The sequence below is a fragment of the Acidovorax sp. LjRoot129 genome, assembly GCF_964253765.1.
In the GTDB taxonomy this organism is placed as follows: Bacteria; Pseudomonadota; Gammaproteobacteria; order Burkholderiales; family Burkholderiaceae_C; genus Acidovorax.
Map to the genome: position 1 here is coordinate 5,081,323 of NZ_CAXUSE020000001.1, position 13,536 is coordinate 5,094,858.

The following is a 13,536-nucleotide window of genomic DNA, read 5'->3' on the forward strand; positions in this document are numbered from 1 at the left end:
GCCGCCGGGTGCGGTGCTTAAGCGGAGAAGGCCTCCGTGCCGGGCGCCACGCCATCCAATGACGGCGGCACGCGGCGCTCAGAGCTTGTCGAGCGACACCGCCGGCGACCACGGTGCGCCGTCGGGCAACGCGCGCGCCAGCGCCACGCGCTCCTGCAGGCGCAGCGCCGCCATATCGTCCGGCAGCCATTGCAGGATCTGCGCGAGGTGCTGGTCGGCCGCGTTCCAGTCCCGCGCATGAAACGCCTGCAGCGCGCTTTGGCTGGCCACACACACCGCGGCGTCGCCACACGGCGTGAACACGCGCACGGGCTCGGTCTTGCCCTTCACGACCACATCGTCCAATGCACGCAGCGCCAGCGTGGCCGGCAACTGCGCCGCCGTGGTGGCCGACAGCAGGATGCCCGTGCCAAACGCCTTGTTCGCGCCTTCCAGCCGCGCCGCCAGGTTCACCGCATCGCCGATGGCGGTGTACGAAAACCGCTGCTCGGAGCCGACATTGCCCACCACCACGCGGCCCGTGTGCAGGCCGATGCGCATGTGGATGGGCGGCAGCCCGCGCGCTGCCAGATCGGCCACCAGCGGCTGCATGGCCTGCTGCATGGCGATGGCCGCGCGCACCGCGTGTTCGGCGTGCTGCGCATCGTCGAGCGGTGCGCCCCAGAAGGCCATCACCGCATCGCCAATGAACTTGTCCACCGTGCCGCCCGAGGCATGCACGATGGGTGTCATCGCGTTGAAGTAGGCGGTGAGCACCTCGACTGTCTGCTCTGCGGAGAGTTGCTCGGACAGCGTGGTGAAGTTGGCCAAGTCGGTGAACATGAGCGTGACCTCGCGCGCCTCGCCGCCCAGGCGCATCAGCTCGGGCTGTGCGATCAGGCGCGACACCACGGCCGGCGGCGTGTACTGCGCAAACATCGCGCGGATCTGCCGCGCGCGCTGGCGCACGATGGCGTAGCCCACCAGCGCCGCCGCGCCATACACGGCCACCGCGGCCATGGCGGGCAGCAGCGGCGGCCACCAGATGCGCTGCTGCGCAAACAGCCACCACGACGCCGCCGCCATCGCCGCCACCAGCCCCGCGGTGAGCGCGGCCGCGCCCCCGGGATGCAGCCGGCGGCTGGCCCAGAGCAGCAGGGGCAGCAGCAGCGCCGCGAGCGCCAGGTTCCAGCCGTCGAACACGCTGCGAAGCCCGCCGCCGGTCAGGTAGTTGTCCACCAGCGTGGCCTGCAGCTCCACTCCCGGGAACAACCGGTCGCCGGAGGCCGCGCCGCCGCCCAGGGTGCCAAACGGCGAATTGAACAGATCGGCCTGCGAGCGCGACAACTCGGTCGCTGTGCGTGCCGAGCGCCCCACCAGCACGGTCTTGCCCTTGAAGAAACCGGGCGGCAGCAGGCCGGGCTCGAGCGCCTGGTAGTACGAGCGCGTGTCAAACGTGCCGCGCGGTCCGCGGTAGCCGATCCAGTCGAAGTGGTGCAGCACCGGCGCGCGGCCCCGCGCCTCGGCCGCGCGCTGCGCGAGCCGCAGGGCAAAACCTTCGCGCGCCAATGGCGCACGGCGCACCACAAAATCGTCGTCCGGATCGACGCCGGCATCGCCCGCATCGGCCCCTGCATCCAGCAGGCGCTGCAGGGGCATCACCTCCATCCACAGCGATGCATTGCCGCTTTCGATCTTCTCGCGTGTGGACGCCAGCACGACGGGGAGCGTCCCGGCGCCTGGGCCGGCATGGGCCCCGGTACGGGGGTTTGCGCCAGCCTCGGCAATCGCGCGCGCCAGCGCCGCATCCTCCGCTTCGGCCGTGGGCTCGGCAAACACCACGTCGAGCCCCACGGCGGCGGCGCCCTCGTCGTGCAGGCGCTCCAGCAGCCGCGCGTGCACGCTGCGCGGAAAGGGCCAGGACTGCTGCAGCTCCTGGAAGGTCGGCTCATCGATCGCGAGGATCACCACCGGCACCGCACTGCGCTGCGGCGCCGTCAGCGCAGTGAGTACATCAAAGGTCTTGAACTCTAGCGCGTGCCAGGGCCGGCTGAAGCTGGCCGCCACCACCAGTGCCAGCGCCAGCCCGGCCGCCGCCACGGAGAGCAGCCGCTGCCGGCGCCGCGCGGCGGGGGCGGCAGCTGGCACGGGCTTAGAAGCGGTAGCGCGCATCCAGGACATAGCGGGTCTTGCGGCGGTCTGACTTGGGGGCCCACAGGTTCATGGCGGCCACGCCGACGACCCAGTGTTTGTCCTGCGACTCCCAGAAGCCCATCAGGTCCACGCCCCAGCCCGGCGCGATGCGCGTGAGGTTTTCGGCGTCCTCGAACCGCTCGGACCGGTACACCGCCCGGCCGCTCAGGTACAGGCGCTGCGGCCCCGCCCAGGTGGCGCCCACCACGGCGGTATGCCGCGGAATGTAGGGAATGCGGCCCACTGGCACGTCTGCGTCAAAGCTGCGGCTTTCGCTGCCCTGATAGAGGTACTTCGCATAGCCCGACCAGCGCCGGCTGAACATGTGGTTGACGCCCGCGCCCAGCGTCTTGAGCGTGCCGGTGTCAAAGCTGGGGGTGTCTTCCAGCAGGTCGGTAGTCGAGAGGTTGATGAGCTGGACATTGCGCATCTCTTCGAGGAACGGCAGGCTCGGTGTGCGCAGGTCGACGCCCACCGTGCCCGGGTTGCGCACCCGCAGGTGGTCGGCGCGCAGGCTCACAAAGGTGTTGGCACCCAGCTCCATGCCCACCTGGGCCACGGCGCGCTTGTGGCGGCCCCCGGCCTCGACCAGCCGGTCTTCGACAGGAATGCCCGCCGTCTCGACGCTGGTAAGCGTGGAGACGCTCAGGGGCCGCATCCAGTCCTGGTAGGCCATGCGCACCGTGGTGCCGGCAGCGGGTTGCCACACCACGCCCACCCGCGGCGTGACCACACGTTCCATCTCCGCGCGGCGCGCTGCGTCTTCGTTGAACTCATCCAGGTTGACCAGGTAGCTGCGCGTCAGCCCGTCGACGCGGTGGCGGATTTGTTGCCACCCGAGCGCGGCGTCCACGGTCAAAGCGGTATTCAGGCGCTGGGTGGTCGCCAGGGTCAGGGCGGTGTAGCGCCGGTCGACATGGTTGTACCCATCCACAAGGAAAACGTCGCGGTACGTACCCAGCCCCGGAATGTCGGCCGACACCGCCGCCGCGCCGCTGATCAAGTTGTTCTGGCGCTCGCGCACGTGCTCCAGCGCAAGGCTCCAGCGGCTGCCGGGCGCCGTATCCACGGTGTGGCGCAGTTGCAGGTCGCTGAACTGCTTCTTCGGTTCGCTGCCCACGCCCATCAGGCTCACGAACGGCGGCGCCAGGTACACCGTGGGGTAGTCGCGCAGCACGATGTCCTCCACGCTGCGGCCCAGCTTGATCCAGGTCTGCTCGGTCGGGCCCCACCGGTACGCCAGCCCGAGCGATCCCTGGGTGCTCTTGTTGTCCATGGCGGTTTCAAAGTCGAACCGGTTCTGCCCGCGCAGGCGCATGTCGAACTGGTTCACGTAAGCGAACAGGTTGATGCGTTCGGTGGGCTGCATGCCCACGCCCACCGTGACCGCCCGGGCGCGCACGTCGGCCGCGCCGGCCCGCACGGCCGGCAGGCCATTGACCTGCAGGTCGAACGGGAACTCGCTGGCGTTGGCCGACTGCGCCTTGAAGAACCACGACACCGGCACATGGGTGTTGTTCATGCCGTTGAGCGTGACGGCGGGCGCATGCATGCGGTACAGGTCGCGGTCCACCGTCACCCCCACCGACCCATGCGCTCCTGGCTGCTGCAGCAGCGACGAGTACCGCTGGCTCGCGCCAAACGCCATCGGGTCCGTGAGGAAGCCCTGGAACAGCGCGGAGTTCTTGTTGAACTCGCCCGGGTAACGGTCGGCCAGAAAGAGGTGGCTACCGCCCCAGTACGGGTAGAAGCTTTGCTGCGCCAGCTCCAGCGCCCAGTCTTCCATGCCAAAGAAGGCCATGGAGGCGCCCAGGTTGGCGCTACCCTTCTGGTCGTTGGCCACCTGGTTGAGCGACTTCAGATACGGCATGCGCTGCACTGCGGCGCGGGCCGCTTCCACCGCTTCGCCGGGCTGGAAAAGGTCGGTGTGGATTTGCGCCAGCAGCATGTAAGGCACGGGGTCCTTGTCGTCGAGGCTGCTCGCCTGGTGCAGCGTGGCCAGTGCATCTTGATGGCGGCCCAGCTGGTAGTACGCCACGGCCGTCCAGGTCTTGGCGCGGGCGTAGCGCGGCTCCATCACGCCGGCGCGCAAGAAGACATCCAGCGCCTGCTGCGGCTCGCCGCGCTTCAAGTGCAGCAGCCCCTGGCCGGTGAGCGCCACATAGTCCGCCGGGTTGTCGCCCAACGCCGCAGCAAAGGCCGCGTCGGCTTCGGTGAACTGGTTGACAAAGGTCTCGAGCGTGCCGAGCTCGCCATAGGCGCCCGTGGCCTGGGGCGATATCGCCAGTGCGCGCTGGAGGCTCTCGCGTGCAGGGCGGGGGTCTTCGCGCTCGGTGTGTGCGCTGCCCAGGCCCTGCCAGGCGCGCGCGTCGGCCGGGGCGCGTTGCGTGGCATCGGTGTACGCGGCCAGCGTGGCTGGCGCATCGCCGCGGCGGCGCGCCAGCTCGGCCCGCACCAGGGCCAGCTCGGCGTGGGCCGTGCCTTGCGCTGGCGCGAGCGTGGCGGTGGCCTCGTCCACGCGGTCGCTCAACATCTGCACGCGCGCCAGCTGGGCGACGAGCGCAGGGTGGGCGGCCCAGTGCTGCAACGCTGTGCGCAGCGTTTGCACAGCGGCGGCGCCTTCGCCGTCCATGAGCTGCAGATCCGACTGCATCAGCCAGGCCGGCAGCGGTGCGGCAGCGGGCGTGTTCTGTGCCACCTGGCGCGCGAGTTGGTCGCGGGCTGCGAGTACGTCGCCAGCTTGCAGCGCAATGGCGGCTTCCATCACCGCCACCCAGGGCGCGGGCGCCTGGCCCCTTGCCGAAGCCAGCGCGGTACGGGCCGCAGCGAGGTCGCGCCGCGCCAGGGCCGCGCGCACGGGCGCCAGCGCCTCAGGCATCGGCTCGGCCGCCAGGTGGGGCAGCGGGTCGGCGCGCAGGGCGTTCACCCACTGGATGCGGTCGCGCGGCTGGCTCAGCACGAGCTTGATCGGGGCTTTGCCGACCTCGGCCAGCGCAGCTTCCTTGGGGCCCACCATCACCTGGCCCTGCGCGTTGAAGAATTCCACCGTGCCCGAGAGCACGGTAAGCAGCGTGCGGCCGTCGTCTTCGACACTCAGGTCCCAGTCGGTGCCGCGGATCGCGGCGGTGGCGGCGGGGGTTTCCAGGTTCAGACGGCTGCCGTCGGGGCGGCGGGTCTGGGTCCAGGCACGGCCGGCGTTGAGCAGCAAGGTCGTCACCGGCTGGGCCGGCGTGGCCACGCCCTTGACCTGCAGCACCGTGTTCTGGTGCAGCCGCAGTTGCGTGTCGTCGGCAAACAGCAGGGCCATCTTGGCGGCCTGGCGTGTGCGCACAAAATCGCCGGTGCCCAGCGCCTGGGCGGGCCGCGCGGGCAGCCAGTCTGCGGCCGCCGCGGCACGCTGGTCGCCTGCACCTTGCAGGCTGATGATTTCTGCCGCGGCGCCTGCGGGCACGGCGGCGTGGGATGCAAGTGGCCAGGCCAGGGCCGTGAGCGCCGCCAGCGTGGTGAGCGCAGGCAGGCGGCAGTTCTTCTTGTCGGGCATGTCGTGGGCTTTCCGGGAGTCAAAGGACAGGCGTGCACCGGCCGCCCCTCCCAGGCGCCGGTGACCAGAAATTATCGCGAGCACACCGCGCCGCGGCACCCGCTGCGGCAGGCGATGCCGGCGCGTTTCATGAAGAAAGCCACATTTCGTTGCATTCTCCCGGGGTGCGGGGGCTGTCGGAGGGCACTACGCCGCTCTCCTACAGACGCACCGGGGCCCCGGTGCTACAACTTCAATCTCCCCTACAACGCATTGGTGTCGCGCTGCCAGCGGACGCCCGCTTGAACCCATGCCTGCCGCCCGTCGACTCAAAATTGGCCTGTCTGCCTGCTTTCAACACGCCGACCCCACCCGCCCCCTGTTCACCAACAAGACGCTGCAATACGTCGAGCAGTCCATCGCGCACTGGATCATGTCGGCCGGCGCCATGGTGGTGATGGTGCCCTGCCCCACGGGCGAGACCGCGCGCGGCGACGTCACGCTGGCGCACTATGCCGACTGGCTGGACGGCGTGGTCATGCACGGCGGCGCCGACGTGTGGCCGGGCAACTATGGCGAGGAGCCGCTGCGCGAAGAGTGGATCGGCGACCGTGTGCGCGACCTCTACGACCTGGCCGTGGTCAAGGCCTTTGCCGAGGTGGGCAAGCCCATCTTTGGCGTGTGCCGCGGCTTGCAGCTGATCAACGTGGCGTTTGGCGGTGCCCTGTACCAGGATCTGCAGACCCAGCACCCCGGCGCGCTGCAGCACCGCAACGCCAGCACCTACGACCAGCATTTTCACGACATCGAGATCGTGAAAGGCACGCACCTGTCCGAGCTTTACCCCGACAAGCCGCGTGCCCGCGTCAACAGCATCCACCACCAGGGTATCAAGCGCGTGGCGCCTGACTTTGTGGTCGAAGCACTGAGCGAACCCGACGGCGTGCCGGAAGCGATCCGCCTGCAATCCGCGCCGGGGCGTGGCTACATTGCCGCCACCCAATGGCACCCTGAATTCCACAAGGCGGGGTCGAACACGCTGGACGACACCGCCATCCTCGAAGACTTTTTGGCCGCGTGCGAGAAGGCCAAGGGCAACCCGCGCAGCACCGTGCACCATATGACGTCGCCGCTGCGCGAGCGGGCGTCGCGGCTGCTGCGGCGGGCGCTGGCGCGGCAGCGGTAGTTGGACAGCGGCGCCTGGGATGGTGGCCACGGCCAAGCCGCAACTGGGGCCGGGGCGAGCGGCTGCCGCCAGCCAGCGGGCGACTGTTGCTGCGAGCCATCGCCGGATGTGGGTCGGCACAGAACCACGCCTGCGGCGCAAAGAATATTTGGTTTTATTGGTGCCTAGCGCTTGTCCAGCAATCCTTTATTGCTATCAATTTTGATATTCCGCTGCAGGACATTTGCCCCCTCGCTAGCGTAGGACTCCCAAATAACTGTAAATTCATCCAGTGAATTTACAGTCCAAGCTCGCCATCCTGGCCGACGCCGCCAAGTACGACGCCTCATGTGCATCGAGCGGCGCCGCGCCGCGAGACTCGGTCGGCGGGCGCGGCATGGGCTCCACCGAAGGCATGGGCATCTGCCACAGCTACGCACCGGACGGCCGCTGCATCTCGCTGCTCAAGATCCTGCTCACCAACTTCTGCCAGTACGACTGCCTGTACTGCGTGAACCGCGTTACCAGCAACGTGCCCCGCGCACGCTTCACGGTCGATGAAGTGGTGCAGCTCACGCTCGACTTCTACCGGCGCAATTGCATCGAGGGGCTGTTCCTCTCCAGCGGCATTATCCAAAGCCCCGACTACACCATGGAGCAGGTGGTGGAAGTGGCGCGCGTGCTGCGCGAGGAGCACGACTTTCGCGGCTACATCCACCTCAAAACGATTCCCGATGCGTCGCCCGAGCTGATGGAGCGCGCGGGCCGGTTTGCCGACCGGCTCAGCATCAACGTGGAACTGCCCACGCCCGAAGGCCTTGCCGCGCTGGCGCCACAAAAGGACAGCACGGCGATTGAGCGATCGATGGCGCGCATGGCAGTGCACATCGAGTCCGCGCGGCAGGCGCGCAAGGAGCAGGCCGCCGCCAAGGTGGTGTCCATGCCGGCGTCCCGGCGCGGCATCACGCGGCGTGCCGCTGCGCCGCAGTTCGCCCCGGGCGGGCAGAGCACGCAGATGATCATCGGCGCCGACGCCACTGACGACCGCACCATCCTTGCCACCAGCGCGGGCCTGTACGGCGTGCACCGGCTGCGGCGCGTGTACTACTCGGCCTTCAGCCCCATCCCCGACGCGGCGCGCGCGCTGCCGCTCATCGCACCGCCCACCGTGCGCGAGCACCGGCTGTACCAGGCAGACTGGCTGATGCGCTTTTATGGCTTCACTCACGGCGAGATCGTGCCCGCCAGCCAGGGCGGCATGCTGGCGCTGGACATGGACCCCAAGCTCGCCTGGGCGCTTGCGCACCGCGAGCGTTTCCCGGTCAACCTGAACACCGCCCCGCGCGAACTGATGCTGCGCGTGCCGGGTTTTGGCGTGCAGACGGTGGACCGCCTGCTGGCTGCGCGCCGCGTGCGCCGTCTGCGCCATGCGGACCTGGCGCGGCTGCATGTGCCGCTCAAGAAGGTGCTGCCGTTTGTGGAGGCTGCCGACTACCGGCCCGGCCGCGCGCTCGACGCTGCCGACCTGGCCGCCCGCCTGGCCCCGCCGCCCGCGCAGCGCGGGCTGTTCGACTGAGCGACTCGGTCATGGGCCCCCACGCCGTCACCCTCGCGCATGCCACCGACTGGGCGGGTTTTCGCCAAGCCGCGCGCGCCCTGGTGCAGGCCGGTGTGCCGCCGCAGGAGGTCGATTGGTTCACCACCCAAGGCGCCGCGCAGGATTTGTTTGCGAGCCCTGCGGGTGCACCGCTCCACCTGGCCACACTGCCACCCGGCACCCGCACCGCAGCGCCGCGGGTGCCCGAAGACTTTGTGCGCCTGTGCGAGCGCCTGGTGCTGCACCGCAACCCCGCGCGGTTTGCGCTCATGTACCGGCTGCTGTGGCGCATCACCCACGAGCCCGCACTGCGCCACGACCCGCTCGATGCCGACCGCCTCCAAGCCCACCACATGGTGCGCGCCGTAGCGCGCGACATGCACAAGATGCACGCCTTTGTGCGCTTTCGCCCGGTGACCGACAGCGACGGCCATACCGTGCAGGTCGCCTGGTTCGAGCCCGACCACTACATCACCGAGGCCAACGCGGGTTTCTTTGTGCGGCGCTTCACGCAGATGCACTGGGCCATCCTCACGCCCGACGCCAGCGTGCGCTGGGACGGCACCACGCTGCACGTAGGCCCCGGCGGCCAGCGCAGCGATGCCCCCCCGCCCGACGCCGGCGAGGCGCTGTGGTTGACCTACTACCGCCACATCTTCAACCCCGCACGGCTGAAGACCGACATGATGAAAAAGGAAATGCCCCAGCGCTACTGGCGCAACCTGCCCGAGGCCGCGCTCATCACCGAACTGACCCACGGCGCGCACGAGCGCAGCGGGCGCATGGTGGAGGCCGAGGCGACCACCCCGCGCAAGCGGATCGCGCCGATGCAGCGCGTGGGATGAACCGGGCGGCGCCGCGGGAGGGTGCACGCCCTTCTATACCGCCAGCCTTCAGCTACCGCGCCGCAAGCGCACGCAGGGCACTGAACTGCGGCGCAGCCTGCGCCGGCGTCCAGCGCCACGGCAGTGCGCGGGCGCGCCAGACCCCGCCCTGCACCACGAGCCGCAATACACGCTGCGCGCCCGGCCAGTGCGCTCGGGAGGCATCGTCCCAAAGCAGTTCAGCGCGGGCCGCCACGTGCAGCAGGCCGCCGCCCTCGTAGTCCACCCACAGCAGCCCCGCCAGCGGGTGCAGCGCGAGGTTGCCCAGGGTGTTGAAGAACAGGTTGCCAGGCAGGTCGGGCAGTGAGAGCACCAGGCCATCGGCCGTGTGCTCCACCCGCACAAAACCGGGCTCACCGCCACGGTGCGACACGTCCACGCCATCGTTGCGCGCAGCGCCGGGCTGTGCGGCCGAGGCGCTGGCGATGAACATCGTGTCGCTGCGTGCAATCAACGCCAGCGCGGCGGCGTCGAGCGCGGAGCCCAGTGTGTGCGGCGGCGCGGGGGGCGTCACCACCTCCCGCAGCCCGGGCGCGCGGGCCTGGATGTATTTGGGGCAGTTGCCAAAGCTTTGCGCCACGTCCACCGCCAGGCCCTCAACGCCGAATGTGGCCACGCGCCCGTTCATGCGGTTGCGCCGGCGCGTGTGCGGCTCCAGGCCCAGCACGCCCACCGGCGCGCCCGGTGTCAGTTGCGCGAGAGCCGGGTCGGCTGCGTCGGGGGACACGGCGATCCACATGCTGCGCGCATCGGGCGTCTGCACAAAACCCGGCGGGCCGGCCACCATGGTCGCCCAGGGCTGGCCGGTGGCGTCGAGCGCGCCCAGCAGCAGCGTGGGCAGTTGTTCGAACAGCTCCCGGTGCTGGTCGGGCATGTGGTCGCGCAGCACCAGGGGGCCCACGGCGGCCATGCGCTCGCGCACGCCGACGCGGTCCTGCAGGGCTTGCTCGCCAGCGTGGAAGGCGGCCGCAGCGGTTGCGGTTGCGGTTGCAGCAGGTGGCGGTTCGGTCGTCATGCAGGTACCGCCGAAGCGGCCTCGGGCAGGCGGTCGGCCAGTGGCACATAGCCGGGCAGCGCCTCCATGCGCGCCACCCAGGCGGCCACACGCGGGTGGGCCGCCAGCGGCAACCCGCCGATGGGCGCCTGCGAGATGTAGCTCACCATCGCAACATCGGCCAGCGTGGGCGCATCGCCCAGGAGCCAGGTGCGGCCCTGCAGCTCGCCCTCCATGAAGGTGAGCAGGCGCTGGCCGATGGCCTGGGCGGCTTCGCTCACCGGGCGGCCGGTGATGGCGGCAAACCGCGGCGCCGCCACGCCCGGCGCCAGCAGGCCCGCGGCCAGGCTGAACCAGCGCTGCACCAGCGCCTGACCCGCCGGGTCCTGCGGCATCCAGGCGCTGCCGGGGGCGTAGCGCTGCGCCAGGTACACGAGGATGGCCGTGCTGTCGCTCAAGACAGTGCTGCCGTCCACGATCACCGGCACCTGGCCCAGCGCGTTCAGCGCCAGGTGTTCTGCGCGCTGGTGTTCGCCGCGCAGCAGGTTCACTTCGACCAGCGTATGGGGCAGGCCCAGCAGCGACAGCAGCAGCTCGACCCGGTGGCAGTGGCCCGACACGGCCATGCGGTAGAGCTTGATGGGTTGGGAGGGGGTCATGGGAACGTCCTTTGAGGCGGGTGACTGGTACAAGCCCGGACCTTATCTATTGCGCACGACGCTGTGAATGGCGATAGTGCGACTTTCATAATTGCGCGAACCGAAACAATGGACCATCTGGAAACCCTGCGCTGCTTTGTGGCGGTGGCCGACGCGGGCGGCTTTGCGGTGGCGGGGCGGCGGCTTGGTTGCTCGGCCGCGGCGGTCACGCGTGCGATTGCGGCGCTGGAGGCGCGCCTGTCGGTGCTGCTGTTTCAGCGCAGCACGCGTTGGGTGCGGCTGACCGAGGCGGGCGAGCGTTTTCTGGCCGACTGCCGGCCCCTGCTAAACGACTTGCACGAGGCCGAGCAGGCCGCCAGCGGCGCCCAGGCCGAAGCGCAGGGCCTGCTGTCCATCACCGCGCCGCAGATGTTCGGCATCCAGCATGTGGCGCCCATCGTGCAGGGCTTTCTGCAGGCGCAGCCGCGTGTGCAGGTGCGCACGCTGTTCGTCAACCGGCTGGTGCACCTGCTCGAAGAAGACATGGACGTGGCCGTGCGCATTGCCCAGTTGCCGGACTCGGGCCTCACGGCCGTGCAGGTGGGCGCGCTGCGCCGGCTGGTGGTGGCCTCGCCCGCGTACCTGGCAGAGCATGGCGAGCCGCACCACCCGAACGAGCTGGGTGCGCACCGCGCCATCGGCTTCTCGGTCGACGCGCGCACGCCGACACCCTGGAAGTTCAAGGACAACCTCACTGCCCAGCCGCAGTTTGCGTGGATCAGCAACAGCAACGAGGTGGACATTGCGGCGGCCGAAACGGGCGTGGGCCTGACCCGCTGCCTGGCCTACCAGGCCGCCGCCAGCCTGCGCGCCGGCCGCCTGCGCGTGGTGCTGGCCGACTACGAACTACCGCCGGTCCCGGTGCACATCGTCTACCCCGCCGGGCGCCGCGCGCCGGCCAAGGTGCGGGCGTTTGTGGAATTTGCGCGGGAGCGGCTGGCCGCCGAACCCGTGCTGCGCGGGCGCGGGCTGGTGCGCGGGCAGTCCCGCTAAAACTTTCAGTGTTTTTGGCCTCTAGCGCTGGTCCATCAAGCGCTGATTGCTATTAATTTTGATAGCGCCCCGCCACGGCCCAGAAGCTTCGGGATGCGGCTGCGTTCCTACTGCGGACGGAGGCTTGGCACAGGCAGCGCCGGGCGGGCACGCGGCATCTGGAATACTCCCGCCCTGTGGAACCGGACTGTGCGACACGCCCGCGGCCCCGGCAAAGCGCAGGCAGGGCTTGGCGGTCCGCTCGACAACCGCCGCGTTCACCCCCCCGGCGGACGCCCATCAAAAGAAAGAACCGAGGCAGCACCATGAGTATCTTCGACCGGCTTTTGGCCAGTGTGCGCAAGCCGACAGACCGGCCCGAAGCCCACCCCGCACAAGCCGCTGCGCCCGTGGAGCGGCGCCAGCGCAAGCGCGTCAACGCGCGCGCGGGCACCCGGGTGCTGATCATTGACGACTCGCCGACCGTTGTTGCCGTGCTGCGCAAGGCGTTGCGCTCGGCAGGCTACAGCACCCGCGCGGCGGCGGACGCCGAAGAGGGCCTGACCCTTATCGCCCAGGACCCGCCCGAACTGATTTTTCTCGACATCATCCTGCCGGGCATGAACGGGTTCAACGCGCTGCGCACGATCCGCAAGATGCCTGAATGGCAGCACATCCCGGTGATCATGATCAGCGGCAACGAGCACGCCACCGAGCAGTTCTACGCCAACCGCATCGGCGCGGACGACTTCATGAAAAAGCCGTTCTCGCGGCATGAGATTTTTGCCCGCATCGAGATGTTGCTCGACGCGGACTTCATCCCCCGGCGCAGAGGCGAGGCTGCACTGGCGCCCTAGCGTTCGGTGGCGGTTGACCCCAACCGCGCGACGCGCTGGCCACGGCGCATTGGCGGCGCACAGAGATTCGGACGGTATTGCGGTCGCTGCAACGGCGTCCGTTAAGCCTCCGCCGCACCACCGGGGCCATAGAGCACGTCCGATCGAAGCACGTACTTCGTGCCCTCGGTCACCGCCGCGCCTTCGTGCCAGGTATCGTGAATGAACAGCAGGGCAGAGCCCGTGCGCGGCTCCACCACAAACTCTCTGAAGTCGGTCTTGCCACCGGAAAAATCTTCGTTCAAGTACACCAGCAAGGTCAGCTGGCTCGTCCGGCCCGACTCCATCCATGGGCCGTCCTTGTGCATCTTGAACCGCTGGCCCGGTGAATATTTGTAGAACCGCAGATCCTTGGGAAGCCCCTGCGCCAGCTGCGCACCCACGGTCGGCAGCGTCACCTGGCCGAGCCGCTGCCACAGCAGCGCCACCCAGTCGGGCGCCTCGACCATCACCCGTTCGTTGTTGCGCACCAGGGGCATGGCCTTGGGCCCCCCGGTGGTGCGCACGCCTGAGGTGCTGAAGCCACCCGCCTCAGCCAGTTCGACCAGCTGCGCGCATTCCTCGGCCGAGAGAAAGTCTTGCAGCGAGAAGGCCCGCCCGGAGTGCCGGATCAGTCGCATGGGTCGTGCACGGCGGTG

10 protein-coding genes are annotated in these 13,536 nt (G+C 69.4%); 5 read left to right on the top strand and 5 right to left on the bottom strand.

Annotated elements, in window-relative coordinates; genetic code table 11:
- Nucleotides 1-78 precede the first annotated feature (78 nt).
- Both ACSQ3Q_RS23285 and ACSQ3Q_RS23290 read right to left on the bottom strand, forming a co-directional pair.
- Nucleotides 79-2,160 carry a CHASE2 domain-containing protein gene (locus tag ACSQ3Q_RS23285; RefSeq protein ID WP_436136673.1) on the bottom strand — a complete coding sequence of 694 codons (2,082 nt, stop codon included), beginning with the start codon at nt 2,158-2,160 and terminating at the stop codon, nt 79-81.
- Complete coding sequence (locus ACSQ3Q_RS23290) at nt 2,132-5,713, bottom strand: TonB-dependent receptor domain-containing protein (RefSeq protein ID WP_436136674.1); 3,582 nt, start codon at nt 5,711-5,713, stop codon at nt 2,132-2,134. The genes ACSQ3Q_RS23285 and ACSQ3Q_RS23290 overlap by 29 nt, the downstream gene beginning before the upstream one ends.
- Nucleotides 5,714-6,002: 289 nt before the next feature.
- Here ACSQ3Q_RS23290 and ACSQ3Q_RS23295 point away from each other — a divergent pair, with 289 nt between their 5' ends.
- The 3 genes from ACSQ3Q_RS23295 to ACSQ3Q_RS23305 all read left to right on the top strand — a co-directional run bounded on the left by ACSQ3Q_RS23295 (nt 6,003) and on the right by ACSQ3Q_RS23305 (nt 9,299).
- Nucleotides 6,003-6,878 (top strand): gamma-glutamyl-gamma-aminobutyrate hydrolase family protein, encoded by an 876-nt coding sequence (locus ACSQ3Q_RS23295; RefSeq protein ID WP_436136675.1) that lies wholly within the window; start codon nt 6,003-6,005, stop codon nt 6,876-6,878.
- Nucleotides 6,879-7,149: 271 nt separating this feature from the next.
- Entirely contained in the window at nt 7,150-8,433 is a 1,284-nt protein-coding gene (locus ACSQ3Q_RS23300) for a putative DNA modification/repair radical SAM protein (protein WP_436136676.1), read from the top strand.
- An 11-nt stretch (nt 8,434-8,444) separates the two neighbouring features.
- Complete coding sequence (locus ACSQ3Q_RS23305) at nt 8,445-9,299, top strand: TIGR03915 family putative DNA repair protein (RefSeq protein ID WP_436136677.1); 855 nt, start codon at nt 8,445-8,447, stop codon at nt 9,297-9,299.
- A 52-nt stretch (nt 9,300-9,351) separates the two neighbouring features.
- Here the strand turns inward: ACSQ3Q_RS23305 and ACSQ3Q_RS23310 are convergent, their stop codons facing one another.
- Together ACSQ3Q_RS23310 and ACSQ3Q_RS23315 are read right to left on the bottom strand one after the other, a co-directional pair.
- Entirely contained in the window at nt 9,352-10,353 is a 1,002-nt protein-coding gene (locus tag ACSQ3Q_RS23310) for a pyridoxamine 5'-phosphate oxidase family protein (protein WP_436136678.1), read from the bottom strand.
- Nucleotides 10,350-10,991 (bottom strand): glutathione S-transferase family protein, encoded by a 642-nt coding sequence (locus ACSQ3Q_RS23315; RefSeq protein ID WP_436136679.1) that lies wholly within the window; start codon nt 10,989-10,991, stop codon nt 10,350-10,352. The genes ACSQ3Q_RS23310 and ACSQ3Q_RS23315 overlap by 4 nt, the downstream gene beginning before the upstream one ends.
- Before the next feature lie 108 nt (nt 10,992-11,099).
- Here ACSQ3Q_RS23315 and ACSQ3Q_RS23320 point away from each other — a divergent pair, with 108 nt between their 5' ends.
- Nucleotides 11,100-12,023 carry a LysR family transcriptional regulator gene (locus ACSQ3Q_RS23320; protein ID WP_436136680.1) on the top strand — a complete coding sequence of 308 codons (924 nt, stop codon included), beginning with the start codon at nt 11,100-11,102 and terminating at the stop codon, nt 12,021-12,023.
- A 305-nt stretch (nt 12,024-12,328) separates the two neighbouring features.
- Nucleotides 12,329-12,859 (top strand): response regulator, encoded by a 531-nt coding sequence (locus ACSQ3Q_RS23325; RefSeq protein ID WP_436136681.1) that lies wholly within the window; start codon nt 12,329-12,331, stop codon nt 12,857-12,859.
- A gap of 101 nt (nt 12,860-12,960) precedes the next feature.
- Here ACSQ3Q_RS23325 and ACSQ3Q_RS23330 read toward each other — a convergent pair whose 3' ends face one another.
- A complete protein-coding gene (locus ACSQ3Q_RS23330; protein ID WP_436136682.1) occupies nt 12,961-13,518 on the bottom strand; it encodes a prolyl hydroxylase family protein in 558 nt (185 codons plus the stop codon).
- Between the last annotated feature and the right edge of the window lie 18 nt (nt 13,519-13,536).